This is a genomic window from Catenuloplanes japonicus, assembly GCF_000717135.1.
GTDB classification, from domain to species: domain Bacteria; phylum Actinomycetota; class Actinomycetes; order Mycobacteriales; family Micromonosporaceae; genus Catenuloplanes; species Catenuloplanes japonicus.
In genome coordinates, this window is record NZ_JNXY01000036.1 from 58,065 (window position 1) to 82,725 (window position 24,661).

The 24,661-nt window shown below is 73.1% G+C and carries 19 protein-coding genes, 1 rRNA gene and 2 pseudogenes; 3 read left to right on the forward strand and 19 right to left on the reverse strand.

What is annotated here, in order from left to right:
* Window positions 1–7: 7 nt before the first annotated feature.
* The 14 genes and pseudogenes from ald to OP04_RS50650 form a co-directional block, all read right to left on the reverse strand.
* Entirely contained in the window at window positions 8–1,123 is a 1,116-nt protein-coding gene (gene ald, locus OP04_RS40290) for an alanine dehydrogenase (RefSeq protein WP_033345264.1), read from the reverse strand.
* Between the two features lie 137 nt (window positions 1,124–1,260).
* On the reverse strand, window positions 1,261–1,860 hold the full coding sequence (locus OP04_RS40295; protein WP_033345265.1) for an NUDIX domain-containing protein: 600 nt from the start codon (window positions 1,858–1,860) through the stop codon (window positions 1,261–1,263).
* The gene (locus tag OP04_RS40300) at window positions 1,857–3,611 is read right to left on the reverse strand and encodes a CTP synthase (protein ID WP_051799822.1); all 1,755 of its coding nucleotides are present in this window, start codon (window positions 3,609–3,611) and stop codon (window positions 1,857–1,859) included. Before OP04_RS40300 ends, OP04_RS40295 begins: the two co-directional genes overlap by 4 nt.
* An 810-nt stretch (window positions 3,612–4,421) precedes the next feature.
* Window positions 4,422–6,749 (reverse strand): annotated as a pseudogene (locus tag OP04_RS40305) (hypothetical protein); the annotation flags it as partial.
* Window positions 6,749–7,849 (reverse strand): glycosyltransferase family 4 protein, encoded by a 1,101-nt coding sequence (locus tag OP04_RS40310; RefSeq protein ID WP_033345266.1) that lies wholly within the window; start codon window positions 7,847–7,849, stop codon window positions 6,749–6,751. The pseudogene OP04_RS40305 and the gene OP04_RS40310, both read right to left, overlap by 1 nt.
* Window positions 7,846–9,477 carry a murein biosynthesis integral membrane protein MurJ gene (murJ, locus tag OP04_RS40315; protein ID WP_063746844.1) on the reverse strand — a complete coding sequence of 544 codons (1,632 nt, stop codon included), beginning with the start codon at window positions 9,475–9,477 and terminating at the stop codon, window positions 7,846–7,848. The genes OP04_RS40310 and murJ overlap by 4 nt, the downstream gene beginning before the upstream one ends.
* Window position 9,478: 1 nt before the next feature.
* Window positions 9,479–10,330 carry a hypothetical protein gene (locus tag OP04_RS40320; RefSeq protein ID WP_033345267.1) on the reverse strand — a complete coding sequence of 284 codons (852 nt, stop codon included), beginning with the start codon at window positions 10,328–10,330 and terminating at the stop codon, window positions 9,479–9,481.
* 33 nt (window positions 10,331–10,363) lie between these two features.
* A complete protein-coding gene (locus tag OP04_RS40325; RefSeq protein ID WP_033345268.1) occupies window positions 10,364–11,302 on the reverse strand; it encodes a copper transporter in 939 nt (312 codons plus the stop codon).
* Between the two features lie 25 nt (window positions 11,303–11,327).
* On the reverse strand, window positions 11,328–12,506 hold the full coding sequence (gene steA / locus OP04_RS40330; protein WP_033345295.1) for a putative cytokinetic ring protein SteA: 1,179 nt from the start codon (window positions 12,504–12,506) through the stop codon (window positions 11,328–11,330).
* Window positions 12,507–12,755: 249 nt separating this feature from the next.
* The gene (gene recN / locus OP04_RS40335; RefSeq protein WP_033345269.1) at window positions 12,756–14,513 is read right to left on the reverse strand and encodes a DNA repair protein RecN; all 1,758 of its coding nucleotides are present in this window, start codon (window positions 14,511–14,513) and stop codon (window positions 12,756–12,758) included.
* A 73-nt stretch (window positions 14,514–14,586) separates the two neighbouring features.
* On the reverse strand, window positions 14,587–15,489 hold the full coding sequence (locus OP04_RS40340) for an NAD kinase (RefSeq protein WP_033345270.1): 903 nt from the start codon (window positions 15,487–15,489) through the stop codon (window positions 14,587–14,589).
* Complete coding sequence (locus OP04_RS40345; RefSeq protein ID WP_033345271.1) at window positions 15,473–16,357, reverse strand: TlyA family RNA methyltransferase; 885 nt, start codon at window positions 16,355–16,357, stop codon at window positions 15,473–15,475. The genes OP04_RS40340 and OP04_RS40345 overlap by 17 nt, the downstream gene beginning before the upstream one ends.
* A gap of 37 nt (window positions 16,358–16,394) precedes the next feature.
* On the reverse strand, window positions 16,395–16,667 hold the full coding sequence (locus OP04_RS40350) for a hypothetical protein (protein ID WP_157241014.1): 273 nt from the start codon (window positions 16,665–16,667) through the stop codon (window positions 16,395–16,397).
* Complete coding sequence (locus OP04_RS50650; RefSeq protein WP_051799823.1) at window positions 16,667–17,440, reverse strand: phasin family protein; 774 nt, start codon at window positions 17,438–17,440, stop codon at window positions 16,667–16,669. The genes OP04_RS40350 and OP04_RS50650 overlap by 1 nt, the downstream gene beginning before the upstream one ends.
* Before the next feature lie 123 nt (window positions 17,441–17,563).
* Between OP04_RS50650 and OP04_RS40360 the strand changes: the two genes are divergently transcribed.
* Window positions 17,564–17,899, forward strand: coding sequence for an SCP2 sterol-binding domain-containing protein (locus tag OP04_RS40360; RefSeq protein ID WP_033345273.1), 336 nt, complete (start codon window positions 17,564–17,566; stop codon window positions 17,897–17,899).
* Window positions 17,900–17,979: 80 nt separating this feature from the next.
* On the opposite strand, the pseudogene OP04_RS40365 reads toward OP04_RS40360, so the two are convergent.
* Window positions 17,980–18,774, reverse strand: a pseudogene (locus OP04_RS40365) (HAD-IIA family hydrolase); the annotation flags it as partial.
* Window positions 18,775–18,837: 63 nt separating this feature from the next.
* Window positions 18,838–19,539 (reverse strand): SDR family oxidoreductase, encoded by a 702-nt coding sequence (locus OP04_RS40370; protein ID WP_033345274.1) that lies wholly within the window; start codon window positions 19,537–19,539, stop codon window positions 18,838–18,840.
* Window positions 19,540–19,649: 110 nt separating this feature from the next.
* Here OP04_RS40370 and OP04_RS40375 point away from each other — a divergent pair, with 110 nt between their 5' ends.
* Window positions 19,650–20,057 (forward strand): MerR family transcriptional regulator, encoded by a 408-nt coding sequence (locus OP04_RS40375; RefSeq protein WP_051799827.1) that lies wholly within the window; start codon window positions 19,650–19,652, stop codon window positions 20,055–20,057.
* On the opposite strand, the gene OP04_RS40380 is transcribed toward OP04_RS40375, so the two are convergent.
* The gene (locus OP04_RS40380) at window positions 20,039–20,743 is read right to left on the reverse strand and encodes an SDR family oxidoreductase (RefSeq protein ID WP_033345275.1); all 705 of its coding nucleotides are present in this window, start codon (window positions 20,741–20,743) and stop codon (window positions 20,039–20,041) included. The genes OP04_RS40375 and OP04_RS40380 overlap by 19 nt on opposite strands.
* Window positions 20,744–20,857: 114 nt before the next feature.
* Between OP04_RS40380 and OP04_RS40385 the strand changes: the two genes are divergently transcribed.
* Window positions 20,858–21,259 (forward strand): MerR family transcriptional regulator, encoded by a 402-nt coding sequence (locus OP04_RS40385; RefSeq protein ID WP_033345299.1) that lies wholly within the window; start codon window positions 20,858–20,860, stop codon window positions 21,257–21,259.
* A gap of 245 nt (window positions 21,260–21,504) precedes the next feature.
* Here OP04_RS40385 and OP04_RS57020 read toward each other — a convergent pair whose 3' ends face one another.
* Together OP04_RS57020 and rrf are read right to left on the reverse strand one after the other, a co-directional pair.
* Window positions 21,505–22,569, reverse strand: coding sequence for a hypothetical protein (locus OP04_RS57020; protein WP_456297625.1), 1,065 nt, complete (start codon window positions 22,567–22,569; stop codon window positions 21,505–21,507).
* A gap of 1,998 nt (window positions 22,570–24,567) precedes the next feature.
* A 5S ribosomal RNA gene (rrf, locus tag OP04_RS50655) occupies window positions 24,568–24,661 on the reverse strand; the annotation flags it as partial.

Below are 24,661 nucleotides of genomic sequence, written 5' to 3' on the forward strand. Positions count from 1 at the left end.
CAGAAATTTACGCGAGGACCTCGGAAAGCGGCGTCGCGACCATGCCGTGCGCCTCCGCGACCGGGCCGTAGGTGACCGCGCCCGCGTGCGTGTTCAGCCCCTTGGCCAGCGACGCGTCCGCCCGCAGCGCGTCCCGCCAGCCGAGGTCGGCCAGCGCCACGGCGTACGGCAGCGTCACGTTCGTCAACGCGTACGTGCTGGTGTGCGGCACCGCGCCCGGCATGTTCGCCACGCAGTAGAAGATCGACTCGTGGACCTGGTAGACCGGGTCCGCGTGCGTGGTCGGCCGCGAGTCCTCGAAGCAGCCGCCCTGGTCGATCGCGATGTCGACCAGCACGCTGCCCGGCTTCATCCGGGAGACCAGCTCGTTGGAGATCAGCGTCGGGGCCTTCGCGCCCGGCACCAGCACCGCGCCGATGACCAGGTCCGCGTCGAGCACGGCGCGCTCCACCTCGAACGCGTTCGACGTCACGGTCTGCAGGTGGCCGCGGTAGATCGCGTCGGCCGCGCGGAGCCGGTTGATGTTCATGTCCAGGATCAGCACCTCGGACTGGAGGCCGAGCGCGATGGTGGCCGCGTTCATGCCGGAGACGCCGGCGCCGATCACCACGGTCTTGGCCGCGTAGACGCCGGAGACGCCGCCCATCAGCACGCCGCGGCCGCCGCCGTTGCGCATCAGGTGGTACGCGCCGACCTGCGGGGCGAGCCGGCCGGCCACCTCGGACATGGGCGCGAGCAGCGGCAGCTGACGGTCCGGGGTCTCCACGGTCTCGTACGCGATGCCGGTGACCTTGCGCTCGATCAGCGCGTCCGTGCACTCCTTGGACGCGGCCAGGTGCAGGTAGGTGAACAGCACCTGCCCCTCGCGCATGCGGTGGTGCTCCTCCGCGATCGGCTCCTTGACCTTGAGCACCAGCTCGGCGATGCCCCAGACGTCGTCCGCGGACTTCAGTATGGTGGCGCCGGCGTCGCGGTATTCCTCGTCCGTGATGGAGGAGCCGAGGCCGGCGCCGGCCTCGACGAAGACCTCGTGGCCGTGGCGGGTGAACTCGTGCACGCCGGCCGGCGTGATCGCGACCCGGAACTCGTTGTTCTTGACCTCGCGGGGAATGCCGACCTTCACGTCGATGACCCTTTCACGCGTTTAGCCGCAGTTTACGAGCGGATCTCCGGTCTCGCTGAGCGCACTTTAGATCATTAAGTCATAACGCGCTACGGCCGACGTTTCCAAGGAAACGTCGGCCGCCAGCACAGTTTATTTCAGGCAGGTATCGGCGCATCCGACGGTCGCAGCGGCGCCCAGCCGAGGTCACGGGCCCGTGCGGCGGCCAGCAGGCCACCGACCGCGGACGCGTTCGTGATCTCGCCGGCGAAGACCATGGCGACGGCCTCGTCCAATGGCACCCAGCGCAGCTCGATGTCCGCCTCCTCGTCCGTGCGCGCGTGCCGCTCCGCGTCCGGGACCGGCGACAGGTCGCGGGCCAGGAAGATGCGGATCTGCTCGTTCGTGCAGCCCGGCGACGTGTGCAGGTCGAGCAGCACGTCCACCCGGCCGGCCCGCAGGTCCGCCTCCTCGTCCAGCTCGCGCAGCGCGCCGACGGCGAGGTCCTCACCCTCGACGTCACGCAGCCCGGCCGGCAGCTCCCAGAGCCGCGCGCCGACCGCGTGCCGGTACTGACCGATCAGCGCCACCCGCTCGTCGTCGTCGAGCGCGACCACGCCGACCGCGCCCAGGTGCCGCAGGTAGTCGCGGTCCGCCGTGCCGCCGCCGGGCATGGCGACCCGGTCGGTGACGACGGTGAACACGCGTCCGCTGAACCGCTCGGTGCGGTCGAGCACCTCGTAGGTGAAGCCGGTCACTTCGAGGCCCCGACCCGGCGCTTGCCGCGCGACGGACCCTGGTCGGGCTCTTCCTCCGACGACGGCTCCGACGGTGCCGGGATCTCCAGCGGCAGCTCGTCCGCCTTGTGGAACCGCACGGCCGCACCGACGAACGCCGCGAACAGCGGGTGCGGGCGGGTCGGGCGGCTCTTCAGCTCCGGGTGCGCCTGGGTGGCGACGAAGAACGGGTGCAGCTCACGGTCCAGCTCGATGAACTCGACCAGGCGGCCGTCCGGCGACGTGCCGGAGAACCGCAGGCCGGCCGTGGTCAGCCGGTCCCGGTAGTCGTTGTTGACCTCGTAGCGGTGGCGGTGGCGCTCGGAGATCTCCGGCGCGCCGTACGCCTCCTCCACGAGCGAGCCCGGGGTCAGTGCCGCCGGGTACGCGCCCAGCCGCATCGTGCCGCCCAGGTCGCCCTTGCCGGAGACGATGTCCTGCTGGTCCGCCATCGTGGAGATGACCGGGTGCTTGACCACGTCCTCGAACTCGGCCGAGTTCGCCCCGTCGAGGCCGGCCAGGTTGCGCGCCACCTCGATCGTCATGCACTGCAGGCCGAGGCAGAGGCCCAGCACCGGGATCTTGTTCTCCCGGGCGAAGGTCGCCGTCCCGATCTTGCCCTCGATGCCGCGCACGCCGAAGCCGCCCGGGATCACGATGCCGTCCACGCCCGCGAGCGCGGCGGCCGCGCCGGCCGGGGTCTCGCAGTCGTCGCTCGGCACCCAGCGGATGTGCGCCTTCGCGTAGTGGCCGAACGCGGCCGCGCGGATCGCCTCGGTCACGGACAGGTACGCGTCCGGCAGGTCGACGTACTTGCCGACCACCGCGATGGTGATCTCCTCGGACGGGTGGTGCACGCGCTTGAGCAGGTCGTCCCAGGCGCTCCACTCCACGTCCCGGAAGCTCAGGCCGAGGCGGCGGACGACATAGGCGTCCAGGCCCTCCGCGTGCAGCACGCGCGGGATGTCGTAGATGCTGGGCGCGTCCGGGCAGGCCACCACGGCCTCGCGGTCCACGTCGCAGTAGAGCGACAGCTTGACCTTGAGCTTCTCCGGGATCTCCCGGTCCGACCGGCAGACCAGCGCGTCCGGCTGGATGCCGATGTTGCGCAGCGCGGCCACCGAGTGCTGGGTCGGCTTCGTCTTCAGCTCGCCGGACGGCGCCAGGTAGGGCACCAGCGAGACGTGCAGGTAGAAGCACCGGTCGCGGCCCACCTCGTGGCGGACCTGCCGGATCGCCTCCAGGAACGGCAGCGACTCCATGTCGCCGACCGTGCCGCCGACCTCGGTGATGACGACGTCCGGGACCCGGCCGTCCTCGTCCGGGTCGGCCATCGCGAAGATGCGTTCCTTGATCTCGTTCGTCACGTGCGGGATGACCTGCACGGTGTCGCCGAGGTACTCGCCGCGCCGCTCCTTGGCGATCACGGCGGAGTAGACCTGGCCGGTGGTGACGTTCGCCTTCGCGGACAGCGGGCGGTCGAGGAACCGCTCGTAGTGGCCGATGTCGAGGTCCGTCTCCGCGCCGTCCTCGGTCACGAAGACCTCGCCGTGCTGGAACGGATTCATCGTGCCGGGGTCAACGTTGAGGTAGGGGTCCAGCTTCTGCATCACGACCCGCAGCCCGCGCGCGGTCAGTAGGTTGCCCAGGCTGGAAGCGGTGAGCCCCTTACCGAGTGAAGAGGCGACACCCCCGGTGACAAAGATGTGCCTGGTCTGCGTCGATGGGGCCAAGGCCTGCTCCCGTGGTCGTGTGGCTGCCAATGAGAACCGGCGCGACGCCCACAGGCCCGAAACCCGCCCGGCTGACCGAAAAGTCAGCGGAAGTTAACGCGGCTGTCGTGATCACGCGATCCACGGGATTCCACGGTAACACCATCCGGCCGCGGTGCCACGCGCAGCGCCCCGACCGCTCCCCCATGATCGTCTCGCGTCGATCCCCAGCTCCGGCCGCCGCCACCTGCGAGACCCAAAAAGATCAACACCATCCGTGGGTACGCCGTGCGCGCCCCCGCCCCGATCGGGCGCGGGCGCGGGGATCCCGGGCTTTCACCCTCCCGGGGTAACACGCGTCCCGGCGTCCGGGAATGATCTTCGCCGCGGCGGGCTGTGAGACGCGGCTCAGCGGGCCGTGGTGTCCTCGGCGTCCGGCTCCGGACGGGTGATCTCGTTGTCCGGCTCCGGACGGTCGACCACGGCGCCGGTGCTCTCGATCACCACATCGCGGGAATCGTCCGCACCACCGCTCTCCACTGCCGCGGCATCCCTGGTCACGAGCGCTTCGATCGCGGAGGCACCCATCGCGGGGCCCGCCGCCGAGTCCTCGGCCGCAGAGTCGCCATCCCCCGCGGCCCCGGCCGGCGCCGTCTCGGCAGGGCTGCCGGGATGATCAGCGGCCGTCGCCGACGCCCCAGGAATCTCCCCCGGAGTGACCACAGGCACGACCGAAGCCGTCCCAGCGGGGCCGCCGGAATGATCAGTGGCCGCGGCCGACACCCCAGGCGTCTCCCCCGAAGTGACCACAGGCACGACCGAAGCCGTCCCAGCGGGGCCGCCGGAATGATCAGCAGCCGCAGCCGACACCCCAGGCATCTCCCCCGAAGTGACCACAGGCACGACCGAAGCCGTCCCAGCGGGGCCGCCGGAATGATCAGCAGCCGCAGCCGACACCCCAGGCGTCTCCCTCGGAGTGACCGCTGGAACGGCCGGGGTCGTACCGGCGGCGGTCCTTGGTTGTGGATCTTGATCTGGTTCCGGATCGATCAGGGGGAGGACCGGCGGGCGGGTGCGGTCCGCGGCGTGGTCGAGGACGCGGAGCGCGGTCAGCGCGGCCAGGGGCGCGGCGACCGAGGCCGCGGCGCCGGCGACGTGCAGCGCGGAGCCACCCAGCACGCCCGCGGTGAGCGACGAGACCGCGGTGCCGGCCAGCGCAGCCCGCACGGCCGGCTTGAGACCGAAGAGGCGTTTGAGGCCGCCCCACGGCCGCAGCAGCACGAACCAGACCAGCGCCGCGACCGCGATCGTGAGCGCGGTGAGCGGGCTGACCAGCGAGACCACGTTCGACGCGGTGGCACGCTGGACCGCGATGCCGCTGGTGCCGTCGACCAGCGAGGCCAGGATCCGGCCGAGGCTGCCGCGCTCGGACTCGGGGCGGCGCACGTCGAGCAGCGCGAAGCCGAGCGTGACCACGAGACCGGCGGCGGAGGTCAGCGCGATACGGCTGACGCTGAGCCAGCCGCCGGTGGAGAGCGCGGCGGCCACGCAGACGCCGGCCGTGAGCGAGACCGCGCCGACCGCGTGCGCGCCGAGGAACGGGCTGCCGACCACCATCACGGCGGTGCCGCCGAGCGCGACCATGACCAGCGGGCGGCGGGACCGGCGCATGTGCTGGCCGAGCGCGGCCGCGCCGAGCAGCACGCCGGCGGTGAGCACGCCGAGCCCGACCGTGCCGATGCCCGCGTAGCGGCCGCCGGCCAGCGTGGAGTAGCCGGCCACGCCGTTGAGCTGCAGCGTCGAGCCGGAGAGCACGTCCGCGACGACGACCACGGCGGCGGTCGCGGCGACGGCGCCGAGCGGCCACAGCGTGACCTTGTAGGGGCGGGCGAGCCGGACCGCGAGCGTGCCGGCCAGCGTCAGCGCGATCGTGACCGCGGCGAACACGAACGTGGGGCGTCCGGCGCGCCACCAGGGGACCAGGTCCGCGACCAGCGCGGCCGGTGTGACCAGCGCGGCCGCGGTCAGCGCCAGCTCGGCGCCGCTCATCGCCCAGCGCGGTGGCAGCGGCGGGCCGGGCGGTCCGCTGTGCGCGTAGGTGCGGCGCAGCAACGGCACCAGCGCGGCGAACATCGCGATCTGCACGGCCGCGAGGATCGTGAAGAACCATCCGGAGGTACGCCCCTGCGCGCGCGCCTCCGCGTCCGCGTCCGCCGGCCGGGCGATCGCGTCCACGAGCGCGGCCGGACGGCCGTCCGCGCTGGTGGCGGCGTGCCCGTCGAAGCGGCCGGCGGGCAGCTCCCGGCCGAGCGCGGTCAGCGCGGTCGGCGCCAGGTCGACCAGCGCCACATAGCCGTCGCGGGCGGTGCTGGCCGAGGTGATCCAGGACCGGTCCCAGCCGGGGCCGTCCGCGATCGCCACGTGCAGCCGGTGGTCCGCGCCGGTGTCGGACAGGCCGGCCACCATGACCAGCGAGTTCGGCGGGCGGGCGGCGAGCACGCGGCCCAGCGTGTCGTCCGCGGCCGCGACCTCGGCCGCGCGGGTGTCGCCGGTGCCGGCCACGGTGCCCGCGTCGACGATGCTGAGCACGCACGCGGACAGCACGGTCGCGGTGTCCTGCTGCGGCAGCTCCGGCGAGTAGCGGTCGACGCGGCCGAACGGGCGGGCGGCCGCGATCGCGGCACCGGGCCCGACCGCGGTGGTGCAGCGCACGGCCTCGGCGAGCGCGCCGGGCACCGCGCCCCAGGCCTGGCGTCCGTTGTAGTCGACCGCGATCGGCTGCTCCGGCACGTTCGCCCCGATGCCGTCCGGCTCCTCGATGGTGACGTCGACCGGCGGGCAGGTGGTGACGTCCGCGTTCTCGTCACCCCAGCTGGCGTAGTTGCCGGCGCCGAGCGTGAGCCAGCCGTCGATCGGGCAGGTCGGGTCGCCGGCCGACCGCACGGAGAGCGCGCCGATCGCGCCGTGCTCCGCGAGCGCCCACAGCGACGGCGTCTCCGTCGGGCTGAGGTCGTCCCAGCGCAGGCCGGGCACGCCGACCACGACCACGTAGTCCGCGTCGGTGTCGGCGACGGCGGCGACCGGCCGGACGCTGAGCGCGACCATGCTGCCGATCACCACGGCCAGCGACACCAGCCACGGTGTGAAGCGAGACAGCATCAGGGCACGAGCTCCGCGTAGACCTCGCGGACGGCCGCGACCGTGTCCGCCTCCGTGGGCCAGGCGGCCGCGTGCGCGAGCGCACGGGCGCTCAGCTCGGCGCGCCGGTCCGGGTCGTCGAGCAGGCCGCGGACCGCGGCGTCGACCGCGTCCACGTCACCGGCCGGGACCAGCACCGCGGCGTCGCCGACCAGGCCGGGGAGCCCGCCGACCGCGGTCGCGACCAGCGGCAGCCCGGCCTGCAGTGCCTCCTGGGCGAACAGCTGGCGGGCCTCCCAGTCGCTGGTGACGACCGCGAGGTCCGCGCCGGCCAGCAGGTCGGCGACGTCGGTGCGGTGGCCGAGCAGCGTGACCGGCGCGTGCGCGGCGGAGATGCTGGCGGCCAGCGGCAGGTAGCTGGGGCCGGTGCCGGCGACCAGCACCACCGGCGTGGGACGGCGCTCGCGCCAGCGGCCGGCGGCGGCGACCAGCACGTCGTAGCGCTTCTGCGGGTGCAGCCGGCCGACCGAGAGGACGACCGGCGTGTCCGGGCCGACGCCGAACTCGGCGCGCACGGCCGCGCGGGTGCGCTTGGCCGGGCCGAGCTGCGGGGCCGCGACCGGGCCGAGCCGGGCGTCGCGCGCGCCGACCGCGCGGGCGCGGTCCACCAGGTCGTCGGAGGCGCCGAGCGTGACCCGGGCCGCGGCCGCGACCGCGCGCTCCAGCAGCTGGGCGACGCGGCCGCGCAGGCCGGACGCGAGCATGGCGTTGTGCCAGGTGACCACGAGCGGCTGGCGGGGGCGGGCGAGCGTGGCGACGAACCCGGCGCGCAGGCCGTGCGCGTGCACGACGTCGATGCCGCCGGACGCGAGCGCCGCGCGCAGCGCGCTGACCGCGCGGGCGTCGGACGGCGTCGGGTTCGCCGGGATCTCCACCGGCACGAACCGCGCGCCCAGCTCGGAGAAGCGGAACAGGCGCTCGGTGGCGTCCGGCCCGCAGACCGTGACCGCGCTGCCGGTCGCGGTCAGCCCGCGGACCAGCGACGACACGTGCTGTCCGACGCCGCCGGTGCTGGAGGCGAGCACGAGCGCCACCCCACCGGTCCAGTCGCCTGCGGTCACGTTCGGTCCCCTCCGTCCCGCGCGGCGGGTTCCCGCGCGTCGTTCTCACCGTCCGGCAAGGTACCTGACTCGGGCGATGCGGTCGGTGTGCCACCACGCCGGGCGAGTTTCCGGACCTGGTCCCGGTCCAGCGTGAACGCGATCCCGAGAAATACGGCCAACCCGACGAACCCGCACAGCATGCCTTGCAACACCGCGACGTACCGCGCCGGGGTGGGGTCGAGGAGCGTGCCGACCGCGTATCCGGCGGCCCCCGCGGCGACGGCCGCGACCAGCCCGGTGCCGAGCGTGCGGCCGAGCCCGGCGAGCGCGGACCGGCCCACCGCGACCAGCAGCAGCGCGCCGAGCAGCAGCATCCCGGCGGAGTGCGCGAGGCCGAGCACGAGCACGCGGTGCTCCGGCCCGGTGGCGGCGGAGAGCGCGACCGCGAGCAGCGCGACCACGGCCCAGGAGATCGCGGTCGCACGGGCCACCTCGGCGGTACGCCCGCGGGCGTAGAGCGCGCGGGAGAGCAGCGCGAAGAGTCCGTATCCGATCAGTCCGGGCGCGAACGCGAGGATGCCCGCGGTCAGCGTCCGGCCGCCGACGAAGAACGCGCCGGCCGGGATCGCGACCGCCACCAGCCCGGCCGTGCCGAGCAGACTGACCAGCGCGGTCGACCGTGCGGTGGGCGCGAGCAGCGTCCGGTACCCGTCGTCGTCCGCCGTGGTGAGCCCGGGGTAGGCCGCGGTCGCGAGCGGGACCGCGAGCACGGCCCAGGGCAGCAGGAACACGGTCTGCGCCAGGTTGAACACGACCAGCGAGCCCTCGGCGCCGCCGTCCGCCGCGCCGATCACCACCAGCAGCGCGAGCTGCTGCGCGCCGACCGTGACCAGCCCGGCCCAGCCGAGCCGGACCACGGCGCGCCGCGAGTCGTCCGGCAGGCGCAGCGTGGGCCGCAACGGCAGCCGCAGGCGGGCCAGGGGTATCAGCAGGCAGCCGGAGAGCACCACGACGCCGAGCGTGGTGCCGGCGGAGAGGATCAGCACGCCGGTGCGGGACACCTCGGCCAGGCCGGTGCCCGGCCCCTCGGTGAGCGCGAACGTCAGGTAGACGCCGATCACCACCAGGCTGGACAGCAGCGGCGCGATGACCGGCCAGGCGAACCGTCGGTGCGCCTGCAGCACGCCGGTGAGCACCACGCCGACGCCGTAGAGCGGCAGCTGCGGTGCGAACACGCGCAGCATGCCGGCGCCGGTCTCCAGCTTCTCCGGCGTACCGCTCGGCATGATCAGGTGGGTCAGCGGGTCCGCGGCCAGCGCCACCACCACCGCGGCGGGCACGAGCAGCACCAGCACCCAGGCGAGCAGCGCGGACGTGATCCGCCCGACGCGCTCCCGGTCACCGGCCTCGACGGCCTTGGCCAGCAGCGGCACGACCAGGCTGGCCAGCGCGCCGCCGGCGACCAGCTCGAAGATGATGTTCGGCAGCGTGTTCGCGGCGAGGTAGGCGTCACCGAGCCCCGTGTCACCGACCGTCCAGGCGAACACGGTGGTGCGACCGAAACCGGCCAGCCGGCTCAGCACGGTGAGCACGGCGATCAGCGCGGCGGCGCCGGCGACGCCCCGGGTTCTGGCAGCGACGGACACGTCAGCTCTGCCGGCGGCCGAGCTCGTCGAGCTCGCGCAGTCCCGGCGTCCGCTGGATCACGGCGGTGAAGCTGACCTTCTCGCTGGCCGCGGTCAGCCCGGCCAGGCCCGCGAAGATCACGGCGCGGCCGATCGGGCCGGCCTTGGCCGCGATCGCGACGCCGAGCAGCGCACCGAGCGCGTTCGCCCCGGAGTCGCCGAGCATGATCTGCTCGTCCAGGTCCTGCGGGAGCAGCCCGGCCGCGGCCCCGACCGCGCCGGCCGCGAGCCCGCCCGCGCGCGTGGGCAGCAGCGGCGCGCCGATCAGCGTGCTCGCCTTGATGGCCCGGCCGGGGCGCAGGTCGAGCAGGTTGACCAGGTTCGCCGTACCGGCGATGACGCCGGCGCCGAGCGCCACGTCCGCGAGCGTGCCCCAGCGGGTCTTCCGGCGCGGGCGGTCCAGCGCCAGCAGCGCGGACGCGGCCAGCCCGGCCGCGCCCACCCCCGCGACCTTGACCAGGCCGCTGGTGACCTGGCCGCGGCGCAGCGCGCGCAGGTGCCCGGCGAAGCCCTTGGCCGCCTTCTGCTCCGGGCGGCTGCCCACCACGTCGTCGTAGAGGCCCACCGCGCCGGCCGTGAGCCCGGCCGTGAGCGCGGCCGCGGCGGCCGGACCGCTCGGCGCGCCCGCGGCGGAGGCGACGGACGCGGCCGCGGCCAGCGCCGGGCCACCGGCCAGCGTGACGGTGCGACCGCGGAAGTTCGCCCGCTCCAGGGACGGGTTGACCGGGCTGCGCCGGACCGCGGTCAGCGCGGCGCGCGCGGCGAGCGCGCCCGCGGCGAGGACCAGGATCTGGGGGACACGCGTGGGGGCCATGACCGCGATTCTAGGGATTGCGTGATCACGCCGTCACTGCGCGGGGGTCGGGAGCATCGACGTGGCGCCCGTACCCAGGCCGTAGTGGCCGATCTTGTTCTCCGCGAGCGACTCCATGAGCGCGAGGCAGGTGACGACCGCGCCCTGCGCCGTGTTCACGTTGTCGACGGTGGCGATCGTCTTGGACAGCGCCGCGTCCGCCCGGACGGCCGCGACCACGTTGCCGTCGCCGACGCCGTTGCCGCCGACCACCAGCGGGCCCGCCACGTCGAACTGCTCGACCATCGTGACGGCCGACGTGTTCGCCCCCTCGGACTTCGCGTCCGTGGCCGGCAGGCCGGCGACGATGACCACGGCCTCGGCCGGGCCGGACACCTTGTCGTCCTCGACCGTGACGTAGTTCGCGGCCGCGTACGCCGCCAGCACCGCGTTGCGGTCCGAGTCCGTGGCCGTGGCCGGTGCCGGGCGGTCCAGCAGCGCGGACGCCAGCAGCGCGGCCGAGGTCTCCACGCCGTTGGCGTTGCTGGGCAGGCCGGACGCGGGCAGCGTGGTCTGCGCGGCCCGGTGCGCCAGGTCCAGCAGGTTGACGCTGTTCTCCGGGTTGGTGAAGCTCTCCCGGACGTCCACCCGGCCGGTCACCGTGGCGCCGGACGTGGCCAGCATGGTGCGCAGCTGCTCCGCGTAGTCGGTCGCGGTCGGCAGCACCACCAGCGCCACCCGGCGGCCGGTCAGCTTGCCGGCCAGCAGCATCGGGGCGGCGGCGGTCGCGAACTCCTCCTGCGAGTTGACCTCGTCCTGGAGCTGGCCGACGCTCTCCCGCAGCTGGCTGTTGTCCTTGCTGAGGTTCTTGACCTGGCTGTCCAGCCCGTCGACGACTGGCCCGTTGAGCGCGGCGGTGCCGACCACCAGCCCGATCGCCAGCGCGAGGAAGACCGCGGTGAGCGACACGACGTGGTAGCGGAAATTGATCACGTTTCAGAGCCTTCTGGTCGGGTGCTTAGAACAGCTGGCCGAGCTGGAAGACGAGATTGTCCCACCACTCCGATGCGACCCCGAGGTACGCCTTGCCCACCGTGGAGACCGTCACCGCCGCCGTCATGGCCGCGATCGCCGAGAACGCCAGCAGCACCAGCGACGACCCGGGGATCGTCTGCTTGTAGAGCCGGCTCACGCCCTTCGCGTCGACCAGCTTGCCGCCCACGCGCAGCCGGGTCAGGAACGTCGACGCCATGCCGCCGCGGCCCTTGTCCAGGAACTCGACCAGCGTGTAGTGGGTGCCGACGGCCACGATCAGCGAGGCGCCCTTCTCGTCGGCCAGCAGCAGCGCGCAGTCCTCGCTGGTCGCGGCCGCGGGGAAGGTGATCGCCGGGACGCCGAGCTGGTGCACGCGCGGCAGTCCGGGCGCGCGGCCGTCCGGGTAGGCGTGCACGACGATCTCGGCGCCGCAGCGCAGCACGTCGTCGCTCACCGAGTCCATGTCCCCGATGATCATGTCGGGCGTGTAGCCGGCCTCGACCAGCGCGTCCGCGCCGCCGTCCACGCCGATCAGCACCGGGCGGTACTCCCGGATGTAGGGCCGCAGCACGTCCAGGTCGGCCTTGTAGTCGTAGCCGCGGACCACGATCAGGCAGTGCCGGCCGTTGATCTTCGTCTCGATGTCCGGCACGCCGACGCCGTCGAGCAGCAGGTCCCGCTCCTGCTTGAGGTAGTCCATGGTGTTCGCGGCGAACGCCTCGAGCTGCACGGACAGGCCCTCGCGCGCATCCGCCATCGCCTTCGCGACGGTCTCCGCGTCCTGCCGGACGCCGTGCACCAGCGCCTCGCCGCCGGCCAGCACGGTGTTCCCCTCGATCCGGATCGAGTCGCCCTCGCGGATCTGCTGGAACACCCCCTCGCCCAGATCGTCCAGCAGCGGGATGCCGGCCTTGACCAGCACCTCGGGCCCCAGGTTCGGGTAGCGGCCGGAGATGGACGGCTTCGCGTTCAGCACCGCGGCGACGCCGACCGCGACCAGCGAATCCGCCGCGACGCGGTCCAGATCGACGTGGTCGATGACAGCGATGTCCCCCGGGCGCAGGCGTCCGGTGAGCCGCTTCGTCCGGCGGTCAAGCCGGGCAGTGCCCGCGATGATGCCCGGTTCGGCGGTCCGGGTGCGGCGCAAGGTGGGTAGACGCATCGCCATCATCGTGACATGCCCCTTCGACTTTGTGGTCCCCCGACATGCCGACAAACCCGGCCTGACCAGCCCAATCCCGAATAAATCAATCTCCGATGTGGCGCCAGTCACGTCACGCTGCGATTTTTTTGTTCCCACTTCCGGCGTGGTCCGGCCCGTTTGCTCCCGCGGGCTCCAGTTCCGCCGCTGGTCACCACGAACACACCGGGGCCCTGCCGTGCCCGGCAAGGCCCCGCACGGCAACCGTCGTCAGCGGCGCTTCTCGCGCTCCGCCACGGCCAGCAACTCCTCCGCGTGCGCGATGCCCAGGTCCGAATCCGGCAGGCCGGCCAGCATGCGGGACAGCTCGCGGGCCCGATCCGTGTCCTCCACGACGCGGACGCCGCTGGTCGTCACCGCGCCGCCGGTGTCCTTCAGCACCACCAGGTGCCGGTCCGCGAACGCGGCGACCTGGGGCAGGTGGGTCACCACCAGCACCTGGTGACTGCGTGCGAGCCGGGCCAGCCGCCGCCCGATCTCGACCGCGGCCGTACCGCCCACGCCGGAGTCGACCTCGTCGAACACCAGCGTCGGCGGCCCGCCGACGCCGGCGAACACGACCTCGATCGCCAGCATCACGCGCGACAGCTCACCGCCGGACGCACCGCGCTGCAACGGCAGCGCGGGCGCACCCGGATGCGCGAGCAGCCGCATCTCGACCTCGTCCGCGCCGTCCGCGGTCACGCCGTGCTCGACACCGTCGATCGTGACGGTCGGCTCACTCTTGCTCACGGTCCGCGGCAGGACCGCGACCTCGACCCGGGAGTGCGGCATGGCGAGCCCGGCCAGCTCCACACTGACCTCCTCGGAGAACCGCCCGGCGGCCTCGACCCGCGCGGCGGTCAGCCGCACGGCCAGCTCCGCGACCTCGCCCTCGAGTCGCTGGCGCTCGCGCTCCAGCTCCTCCAGCAGCTCGTCCGACGTGTCCAGCTCGCCGAGCCGGGTGCGCGCGGTCTCGGCCCACACGATCACGCCGTCGACGTCGTCCGCGTACTTCCGGGTGAGACCGCGCAGCAGCGCCCGCCGCTCGTAGATCGCGGTCAACCGGTTCGGGTCCGCGTCCAGCGCGTCCAGGTACGCGGACAGCTCCGCGGAGACGTCACCGATCAGCGTGGCCGCCTCCTCGATGCGCGCGGCCAGGTCGGCGAGCTTGGAGTCCACGCCCGCCTGGCCCTCCAGCGTGCGCCGGGCGGTGCCGAGCAGGCTGGTCGCATCCGGCGTCTCGTCGCCGGCCTCGGCGCCACCGGCCACCGACTGGTACGCCAGCGCCGCCGCCGTCCGCAGCCCCTCCGCGTGCTCGAGCCGCTGCGCCTCCGCCTTCAGCTCCTCGTCCTCCCCCGCCTGCGGGTCGACACGGGTGATCTCGTCGAGCCCGAGCTTGAGCAGGTCGGCCTCCTGGTTGCGGTCGCGCGCGTTGCGGCGGCGGTCGGCCAGGTCATCGGCGGTCTTGCGCCACTTGGTGAACGTCTCGCGGAACGCCTCCAGCAGCTTCTCGTGCTCCGCCCCGGCGAACCGGTCGAGCGAGGCGCGCTGCTCCGCCGGACGCAGCAGCCGCAGCTGGTCGGACTGGCCGTGCACGGCCAGCACCCGCTCGCCGACGTCGGTGAGCACCGCGACGGGCGCGGACCGCCCGCCGACGTGGGCGCGGGACCGGCCCTCGATGGTGACGGTGCGCGAGAGCATCACCGCGCCGTCGTCGTCGGCCTCGGCGCCCGCGTCCGTGATCCGGGCGAGCACCGCGTCCGCGATCGCGCCCTTCAGACGCAGTCGTCCCTCGACGACGGCACGGCCGGGGTCGGCGCGGACGCGACCGGCGTCGGCCCGCCCGCCGAACAGCAGGCCGAGGCCGGTCACGACCATGGTCTTCCCGGCGCCGGTCTCACCGGTTATCACATTCATCCCGCCGGTCAGCGGCAGTGTGGTGTCCTCGATGACGCCCAGGCCGGTGATACGCAGCTCTTCCAGCACAGGCAAAGACAGTAGCCGCGAACTCCGACACTTTTCCAGCCGAGCGCCGCGCCAATTGCCATGTTCGCCGTGATTACCGCCGCTTCGTACCCCGCCAGCCGAGAACCGGAAGGTCGAATTTCGCCACCAGCCGATCCGTGAACGGGCGCGGCTGCAGCTGCACGACACGCACCGGTTGCGCGCCACGCCGGACAGTGACTTTCGCACCCGGCGGCAGATCGAAGACACGGTGACCATCAGCACAGAGCGTCGCGACCGACGTGTACGGATCCACCGTGATCACGAACGTCGACGTGGGCGCGGTCACCAGCGGCTTGCTGAACAGCGCGTGCGCCGCGACCGGCACCAGCAGCAGCGCCTCCACCTCGGGCCAGACCACCGGGCCGCCGGCCGAGAACGCGTACGCGGTGGACCCGGTCGGCGTCGCGCAGATGACGCCGTCGCAGCCGTACCGGGACAGCGGCCGGCCGTCCACGTCGACGCGCAGCTCCAGCATGTTGGCCCGCTGGCCCTTCTCCACCGAGACCTCGTTGAGCGCCCAGGTCTCCGCGATCACCTCGCCGTCCAGCTCCGCCTTGACGTCCAGCGTGAGCCGCTCGTCCACGGTGTACGCGCCGCGCACCACCTCGGCCACGGCCTGGTCGATGTCGCTGATCTCGGCCTCGGCGAGGAAGCCCACCTTGCCCAGGTTGATGCCGAGCAGCGGCGCCTTGTTCGGCCGGGCCAGCTCCGCCGCGCGCAGGAACGTGCCGTCACCGCCGAGCGCGAACACGATCTCCACGCCCTCGGCCGCGTCCGGCCCGAACACCGGCGTCACGCCCGGCGGCAGGTCCAGATCACCGATCTCGGAGGCCACCACGCGGACCTCGAACCCGGCGCGCACGAGGTCGCCGGCGATCGACGCCGCGTGCTCCGTGCTGTGCCTGCGTCCCGTGTGGGTCACCAGCAGCGCCGACCGGTTAGCGGTGCTCGTCACTCGTCACTCCCTTGTCAACAAGCGATTCCGCGCCGGTCTCCGGCGCGTGCACCGTCACCGTACCCGCGGGCCCGGCCGCCACGACGGCCCGCACATGGTCCGGATCCGCCGCGGGCGCGCCCCTGCGGAGCCACACGAAGAACTCCACGTTCCCGCTCGGTCCGGGCAGCGGGCTCGCGGCCACGCCGGCCAGCCCGAGGCCCAGCGCCCAGGCCGCCGCGCACACGTCGAGCACCGCTTCGGCCCGCAGCGCCGGGTCGCGGACCACGCCGCCCTCGCCCACGCGTTCCTTGCCGACCTCGAACTGCGGCTTGACCATCAGCGCCAGGTCCGCGTCCGGCAGCGCGCAGGCGGCGAGCGCGGGCAGCACCAGGCGCAGCGAGATGAACGACAGGTCGGAGACGATCAGCTCGACCGGTCCGCCGATCGTCTCCGGCACGAGCGTGCGCACATTCGTGCGCTCGAAGACCCTGACCCGGTCATCGGTACGCAGCTTCCACGCCAGCTGGCCGTAGCCGACGTCCACCGCGACCACCTCGGCCGCGTCGGCGCGCAAGAGCACGTCCGTGAAACCGCCGGTGGACGCGCCCGCGTCCAGGCACCGCCGCCCGGCCACGGCCAGCCCCCGGGGGCCGAACGCGGCGAGCGCGCCGGCCAGCTTGTGGCCGCCGCGCGACACGTACTCGTCGACCGGGTCCTCGCCCGTCACCACCACCGGTTCGGCGGGGTCGATCTGCGCGGCGGCCTTGCGGGCGACCACGCCCCGGATCTCGACCCGGCCGGCCTCGATCAGCGTGGCGGCCTGCTCCCGGGAGCGGGCCAGGCCGCGGCGGACGAGTTCGGCGTCTAGACGGATGCGGCGTGCCATAACGGTGTCTTCACGTGTCTTTCGAACGGGGGGATGGTCAGGCCTGGTCGATCGTGGCGAGCGTCTCGCGCAGGATCTGGTGCGCGGCCTCGAACTCGGCGATCTGGTCGGCCGGGGACAGCGACGCCGCGTTCGCCAGCGAGGCGAGCATCGCGTCGACGGCCGGATGCCCGGTGGTCCCGTCGCCGGGCTCGGTCATCCGCACCGGCGGCGCGTGCGGCACCGGCGGCGCTTGCGGCATCGACGGCGCTTGCGGCATCGACGGCCGGGGCGCGCCCATCGGTCTCGGCACCGGGAACGGCGAGCCCATCAGCGCTGCGTGCCGTCGTCGAACAGCGGTGGCACGGCCTGCCGGGCGCGCTTCGCCGGCGCCTTCTTCACCGCGGGCGGCAGGTCCGCGGGCGTCGGCGCGGCGTTCTTCCTCGCGACCGCCTTCTTCGCGACGGCCTTCTTCGCGACCGCCTTCTGCGGCGGCGTGATCCGCTTCGCGGGCGTCTCGGCCGGCAGCTCCGCCACCGGCTCGTCCTCTGCCGGCGTCGCGGGCGTGGCCAGCGCATCCGGCGCGACCGGCACGTCGGGCGCGACCAGCGCGTCCGGCACCGCGGTCCCGCCGGCCGGGGCCTTCGCCACCGTCTTCTTGGCCACGACCTTCTTCGCGACCACCTTCTTGAAGGGCGCCGCGGGCGTCGCCGCCGGGACAGCCGCGGGCGTCGCCGCGGATCGGGCCGCCGCGGCCTCCAGCGTGGTCTCGATCGGCAGGTCACCGGGCACGTCCACCGGTGTGGTCCCGGCCAGCCGCTCCTCCAGCTCCGCGATCCGCTTGCGCAGCGCGTCCACCTCGTCCGTCTTGACCAGGCCGACCACGCCGAGCGCGCGGTCCACCTCGGTACGGACCAGCTTCTCCACCACCGCGCGGTTCGCGGTGCCGGCCGCCAGCGTCTCCTCGACCAGCGCCTGGAGCTGGGCCGCGGTCGCGCCGCCCTTGCCGACCAGCCTCATCGCGGTCTTGGTGGCCTGCTTCCGTGAGCTCTCGGTCAGCCCCAGGGCGAGGTCCAGATAGGCCCGCCACGCTTCCTTCGGCATCCGCTTCCCCTCAACTGTTCGGCGACCAGCACACTCCCCGCGCGTGCCACGCTACCGGGCGACGCTGCCGGGCCCGTGCGGTACCGTGCGGGAATCCGGCAAGCAGTGTGGAAAGGATCAAGTGTGGCCAGCGTAGACGAGGTCCGGGCGGCATTGAACACTCTCGCGGAGCGGCTCTCCGCCAGCGCGGACGCGCAGGGGCGCATCGACCTCAACCGCACGCTCGCCTGCCGTGTCCCCGACCTCGCCACCGCGTGGCACGGCAAGCTGGTCGACGGCCGGCTGGTCGACATCGCGGACGGCGACGACCCGAAGGCGAAGATCTCCCTCACCGCGAACAGCGACGACCTGATCGAGCTGGTCCACGGCCGCCTCGACGTCATGAAGGCGTACACGAGCGGCCAGGTCAAGATCGGCGCCAACCCGTTCGACCTGCTCAAACTGCGCAAACTGCTCTAGATCAAAACCATCCGGGGGTACGGAGTGCGCTCCGTACCCCCGGCTGCTTCTGATCATTTGTGGTCGTCGGCCGGGATGGCCGGGGCGAACAGGCCGGAGAGATCCTTCGCGACGAACGTGGCCTTCTGCCCGGCCGGCGCCTCGTGCAGATCCCCGATCGTGTGGACGCCGGTGAGGACGAGCAGGCCGTCCATGCCGGCCCGGACCGCGCCCTCGATGTCGGTGTCCAGGCGATCGCCGACGACCAGCGCCCGCTTCGCCCCGATCCGGTCGGCCGCGGTGGTGAACAGCGCGGGCGAGGGCTTGCCGACGACCACGTCCGGGTCGCGGTCCAGCGCGGTGCGCAGCGCCGCGACCAGCGCGCCGTTGCCGGGCAGCGGGCCACGCGGGCTCGGCAGCGTCCGGTCCGTGTTCGTGGCCAGCCAGAACGCGCCGGCCCGGATCGCCACGCCGGCCTCGGCCAGGTCCGCCCAGCCGACCGCGGGACCGTAACCCTGCGCGACCGCGACCGGGCGGTCCTCCGCCTTCGCCACCACGGTCAGCCCGGCGGCCTCGATCTCGGCGCGCAACGCGTCCGCGCCGACCACCAGCACCGGCGCACCGGACGGGAGCCGGTCCGCCAGCACGGCCGCGGACGCACCGGCCGAGGTCAGCACCTCGTCCGCGGTGGCCGGGATGCCCATGCCGGTGAGCAGCGCGGCCACCTCGGCGGCGCGCCGGGACGCGTTGTTCGTGGCGTACGCGACCGGGATCCCCTCCTCGTGCAGCCTCGTGATGGCCTCGACCGCGCCCGGGATCGGCTGGTCGATCAGGTAGACCACCCCGTCCAGGTCGAAGATCACCAGGTCGTACCCGTCGATGAGACGATCACCCACGCTGTGCCTCCCGTTGCTCGGCCTCCGATCCTCCCAAGCCGGGCGGTGCAGGGGCCCGGCGGGTCAGACCGCCGCCGGGTAGAAGTCGCGCGGGTTGCCGGCCATGACCGCCTTCGCGCCGGCGCCCAGCTCGTCCGCGATGATCTCCAGCTGGTCCGCCTCGAGGCCGTCGAGCACGGCCCGCACGAGCTGCGCCGGGTCGTTCAGCGGCCCGTCCCAGAAGTCCTGGTGGCCGGTGTCGGTCATGCCGAAGTACGCCCCCGCCACCCGCGTGCCCTGCGCCGCCAGCTCCAGCCGCACGGCCGTGGTCATCGCCCACTCCGCCGCCTTGGCCACGTGGTAGGCGTTGGCCATGTCCCCCGCGACCCAGGACATCGCGGAGCCGATGTTGAGCACCGCCCCGCCGCCGTTCGCCCGCAGGATCGGCGCGAACGCGCGGATCAGCCGCAGCGGGCCCCAGAAGAACGCGTCGAGCTGGCCCTGGATGTCCGCGTCGTCGCCGTCCACCAGGTTCCCGAACGACGAGTTGCCCGCGTTGTTGACCAGCAGCGTCACGTCCGTGGCCACCGCGGCCGCGGCCGTGATCGACGCCGGGTCGGTCAGGTCGATCCGCAGCACCTCCACGCCCGGCAGATCGATCCGCTCGGGCCGGCGGGCGGTCGCGTAGACCCTGGTGGCGCCGCGCTCCAGCAGCTCCTGGGCGAAGTGCCGGCCGAGCCCTCGGTTCGCGCCGGTGACCAGTGCGACCCCATTTGCGATCTTCATGGTATTGCTCCCGTTTAGTCGGTGATCTTCGCGGGAGCTACGGTAAAACTTGACGTTGACGTCAAAGGCAAGTCTCGTGACCACAGTCACCCACCCGGGAGAGCACCGTGATCCGCATCGGCGACCTGGCCGCCCAGTCCGGCGTGAGCACCCGCGCGCTGCGCTACTACGAGGAGCAGGACCTGCTGCCGGCCGCCCGCACCGGCGGAGGCCAGCGCACCTACCCCGAGGCCGCGGTCATGCGCGTCCGCCTGATCCGGGATCTGTTCGCGGCCGGACTGGCCAGCCGGCAGATCGCGGTCCTGCTCCGCTGCGTCGACGCCCAGCAGGCCACGCCCGAGTCGATGTCGATCCTGGCCGACGAGCGCGACCGGATCGACCGCCAGATCGAGGATCTGATCTCCACGCGTGACCGGCTGGACGACGTCATCATCTCGTCCCTCGCCGCCTCACCGAAGTCGTGCGGCCACCTCGTCTACCCGGAGCCCCTCGTCGCGGCTCAGGCCACCGCGGTGTAGAAGTCACGCGGGTCGCCGGCCAGCGTCGACTTGACGTAGGCGGACCACTCGTCCGCGAGGATCTCGACCTGGCCCGCCTCGAACCCGTCCAGTGCGGCGCGTACCACGTCGGCCGGGTCGCCCTTCGGCGACGCGTCGTACCAGGCGGAGAACTCGGTGTCGACCACGCCGAGCATGATGCCGGCGACCCGGGTGTGCTGCGCGGCCAGCTCGAGGCGGAGACCGTTGGTCAACGCCCAGGCGGCGGACTTCGACACGCTGTAGACGTTCGCCCCCTCCGCGGAGAACCACGACATCGCGGACAGCACGTTCGCGATGGCACCGCCACCGTTCGCCTTGAGCACCGGCGCGAACGCTCTCGACATCCCCAGCGTCCCCCAGAAGTTGGTGTCCAGGTCCGCGCGGATGTCCGCCGGGTCGCCGGTGAGCAGGCTCGACCCGGTGAAGATACCCGCGTTGTTGACCAGCAGCGTGACGTCCGTGGCCCGCGCGGCCGCGGCCTCGATCGAGGCCGGATCCGTGATGTCCAGCCGGATCGGCTCGACGCCCGGCAGGTCGATCGACTCGGGACGGCGGGCCGCCGCGTAAACCTTGGTCGCGCCGCGCTCCAGCAGTTGCTGGGCGAAGTGCCGGCCCAGCCCGCGGTTCGCACCGGTGACCAGTGCAACCTGATTTGCGATCTTCATGGTGTTTCTCCCGTTCCGTACGGATCTCGTGGGAGCTACGCTAAGACCTGACGTTGACGTCAGAGGCAAGTGCTGTGACGGCCGCTACTCCATCTCACCCGGGAGATCCGCATGATCCGCATCGGCGACCTGGCCACCCGCGCCGGCGTCAGCGTCCGCGCGCTGCGCTACTACGAGGAGCAGGGCCTGCTGTACGCCACCCGGTCCGCCAGCGGCCAGCGCCACTACCCCGAGGCCGCGGTCGACCGCGTCCGCCTCTTCCAGCAGTTGTACGCGGCCGGCCTCTCCAGCCGCACCATCGCCACGCTGCTGCCGTGCGTCGACGCGAACGAGCCCGACGAGGAGTCCACCGCACTGCTCGTCTCCGAACGCGACCGCATCGACCGCCAGATCGAGGACCTGATCGCCACCCGCGACCGGCTGACCGCGGTGATCGGCAGCAGCAAGCAGGAATGCCGCCACCCGTCGGTCCCGCAGAAGACGTCACGGACCACGGGACAGCCCGCACACGTCTGAAACCGGCAGGCCGCACCGCGGGCAGGCCGCACCGCGGGCAGGCCGCACCGCGGGCAGGCCGCACCGCGGGCAGGCCGCACCGCGGGCAGGCCGATCTGACGAAGGCAAGGGCTTCGTCTCCGAGTCAGATCCGGCATGAACTCGCGGCCGCGCGGTGCTGCCCATAGCCACATATGCAGAAAGGCCCCGGTCACCGGACCGGGGCCTTTCTGTGATGCTGTTCGCGCGTCAGCGACGAGCGAGGATCAGTTGGCGGTGCCGTCCTGGAACTTCGGGCCGAGGTCGCGCGGAGACGACTCCGCGGCCTCCTTGGCCTTCAGCTTCGCGTCCTCGTCGTCCGCGTCGGTGGACGCCTTCGCATCCGCCTTGGACTCGTCGGACGTGCCGTCGCCGGCGGCCGACTTCTCGGACTCGTCAGAGGCGTCGAGGTCATCCTCGTCCTCTTCCTCGTCGAGCTCGTCGTCCTCGTCCGTGTCGTCGTCCTCATCGTCGCGGTCGTCATCCTCGTCCGCGTCGTCATCGTCGTCGCGGTCGTCGTCATCATCGTCGTCCGCGTCGTCATCGTCGTCGTCGCGGTCATCGTCATCGTCATCGTCGTCGTCCGCGTCGTCATCGTCATCGCGGTCGTCATCATCGTCGTCGTCCGCGTCGCGGTCGTCGTCCGCGTCGTCGTCATCATCGTCCGCACCGGTGGTGGCGTCGGAGGAGGAGGCCCCGGCGGCGGTGTCGTCGTCGGGCTCGTCGTCGCCCTCGATCTCGACGCCGTCCAGCTCGAGCAGGCGCTCGGCCGCGTCGGTGACCGCGTCCTCGTCCGCGGCGGCGGCGCGCGCGAACCACTCGCGGGCCTCGTCGCGGCGGCCGATCGCGAGCAGCGCGTCGGCGTAGGCGTAGCGCAGGCGACCGGCCCACGCGTCCGTCGTGGCCTCGGCGGTCAGCTCACGGACCTGCAGCATCGACACGGCGGCCTCGCCCTGGCCCATGTCACCACGGGCGCCGGCGGCCACGATCAGCAGCTCGACGGCGGTGTCCTTGGGCAGCGCGGCGCTGTCCGTGTTGCGGAACAGGTCGATCGCACGCTCCGGACGTCCGAGCGCACGCTCGCAGTCGGCCAGCACGGCCACGTGCGACTGCTTGCCACTCATCCTGTGGTACGTGCGCAGCTCCGCGATCGCGGTCTGCCACTCACCGGCGTGGTAGGCGGCCAGGCCGACGGCCTCGCGCACCACCGCGATGCGGGAGGCCAGCCGGCGGGCGGCCAGCGCGTGCGCCAGCGCCTCCTCCGGGGCCTCGTCGATGAGCCGGCCGGTCATCACCAGGTGACGGGCCACGCTCTCCTGCACCGGCTTGTTCAGCGAGAGCAGCTCCGAGCGGACCTCACGGTCGAGCTCGGTCGCCTCGACGTCGGCCGGGATCTGCGGCGTGACCTGGCCGGCACCGGCGCTGTTCCCGTCCGTACGCTCCGGCCGGTCACCGCCACGGAAGCCTTGGCCGTCGCGCTCGCGGAACCCGCCACGGTCGCCGCCGCTGCGGGCGCCACCCTCGCGCTCCCGGAAGCCGCCACGGTCACCACCGCGGGCACCGCCCTCACGCTCACGGAAGCCGCCGGAACGGGAGTCACGGTCGCCACCACGGAAACCGCCCTCACGGGGAGCGCCACCGCGCGAGTCCCCACCGCGGTAGCCGCCCTCGCGGGAGTCGCCGCCGCTGCGGAAGCCACCGGGGCGGGAGTCACGGTCGCCACCACGGAAACCGCCCTCACGGGGCGCACCGCCACGCGAGTCCCCGCCGCGGAAACCACCCTCACGGGAGTCACCGCCACTGCGGAAACCGCCCGGACGCGAGTCACGGTCGCCACCGCTGCGGAAACCGCCACCACGGGAGTCACGGTCGCCACCACGGAAGCCACCCTCACGGGGCGCACCGCCACGGAAGCCGCCGTCACGGGAATCGCCACCGCTGCGGAAACCACCACCGCCGGCACCGCGCGAGTCGCCGCCACTGCCACCGCTGCGGAAGCCGCCGCCACGGGAGTCGCGGTCACCGCCACGGAAGCCACCGTCGCGGGAGTCACCACCGCTGCGGAAACCACCGGGACGCGAGTCACGGTCGCCACCACGGAAACCACCGCCGCCGGCACCGCGCGAGTCGCCACCGCTACGGAAACCGCCGGGACGCGAGTCACGGTCGCCACCGCGGAAGCCGCCCTCACGGGGCGCACCGCCACGGGAGTCTCCACCGCGGAAACCACCGTCGCGGGAGTCACCGCCACTGCGGAAACCACCGGGACGGGAGTCACGGTCGCCACCACGGAAACCGCCCTCACGGGGCGCACCGCCACGCGAGTCCCCACCGCGGAAACCACCCTCACGGGAGTCACCACCGCTGCGGAAACCGCCCGGACGCGAGTCACGGTCGCCGCCGCTGCGGAAACCGCCACCACGGGAGTCACGGTCACCGCCACGGAAGCCACCGTCACGGGAGTCACCACCGCTACGGAAGCCGCCCGGACGCGAGTCACGATCGCCACCACGGAAACCGCCCTCACGGGGCGCACCGCCACGGGAGTCTCCACCGCGGGAGTCACCGCCGCTGCGGAAGCCGCCCGGACGCGAGTCGCGGTCGCCGCCGCTGCGGAAACCGCCACCACGGGAGTCACGATCGCCGCCACGGAAGCCGCCGTCACGGGAATCGCCACCGCTGCGGAAACCACCACCGCCGGCACCGCGCGAGTCGCCACCGCTACGGAAGCCGCCACGGGAGTCACGGTCACCGCCACGGAAGCCACCGTCACGGGAGTCACCACCGCTGCGGAAACCACCACCGCCGGCACCGCGCGAGTCGCCACCGCTACGGAAGCCGCCACCACGGGAATCGCCGCCGCTGCGGAAGCCTCCGCCGCCGGCACCACCACGAGAGTCACCACCGCTGCGGAAGCCGCCCTCACGGGGGGCGCCGCCGCTGCGGAAACCGCCACCGCCGCTGCCGCCTCGCGAGTCACGGTCGCCGCCGCTGCGGAAGCCACCGCCGCCGGCACCACCACGAGAGTCGCCGCCCCGGAAGTCCCGGTCACCGCCACGCGAGTCGCGGCTGCCGCGCGCGTCGCCGCGGCCCCGTCCGTCGCGGTCGTCATCCCGCCGGGAACGCGGGTTGTCGCCGTCCGGTCCTGGGTTCACAGGTACATCCTTCCTGGGGGCGCTACCACTCGCAGCGCCGACACAAACTGTCCATCTATGGTGCCCGGACCCGGGGGCGAGCCCGTAAATACAATTAAGGGCCGCCCGGATAGGGTGGCCCTCAATTGTGAAGAAGTCCGGCGGTGTCCTACTCTCCCACACCCTCCCGAGTGCAGTACCATCGGCGCTGGTGGGCTTAGCTTCCGGGTTCGGAATGTAACCGGGCGTT

Coding starts and splice junctions, on each gene's coding strand:
- steA (WP_033345295.1), bottom strand. CDS start 12,506: ATGCGTCTACCCACCTTGCGCCGCACCCGGACCGCCGAACCGGGCATC.
- OP04_RS40345 (WP_033345271.1), bottom strand. CDS start 16,357: ATGGCACGCCGCATCCGTCTAGACGCCGAACTCGTCCGCCGCGGCCTG.
- OP04_RS57020 (WP_456297625.1), bottom strand. CDS start 22,569: ATGACCGGCCGGCTCATCGACGAGGCCCCGGAGGAGGCGCTGGCGCAC.
- OP04_RS40350 (WP_157241014.1), bottom strand. CDS start 16,667: ATGGGCTCGCCGTTCCCGGTGCCGAGACCGATGGGCGCGCCCCGGCCG.
- OP04_RS50650 (WP_051799823.1), bottom strand. CDS start 17,440: ATGCCGAAGGAAGCGTGGCGGGCCTATCTGGACCTCGCCCTGGGGCTG.
- OP04_RS40380 (WP_033345275.1), bottom strand. CDS start 20,743: ATGAAGATCGCAAATCAGGTTGCACTGGTCACCGGTGCGAACCGCGGG.
- OP04_RS40370 (WP_033345274.1), bottom strand. CDS start 19,539: ATGAAGATCGCAAATGGGGTCGCACTGGTCACCGGCGCGAACCGAGGG.
- OP04_RS40320 (WP_033345267.1), bottom strand. CDS start 10,330: ATGGCCCCCACGCGTGTCCCCCAGATCCTGGTCCTCGCCGCGGGCGCG.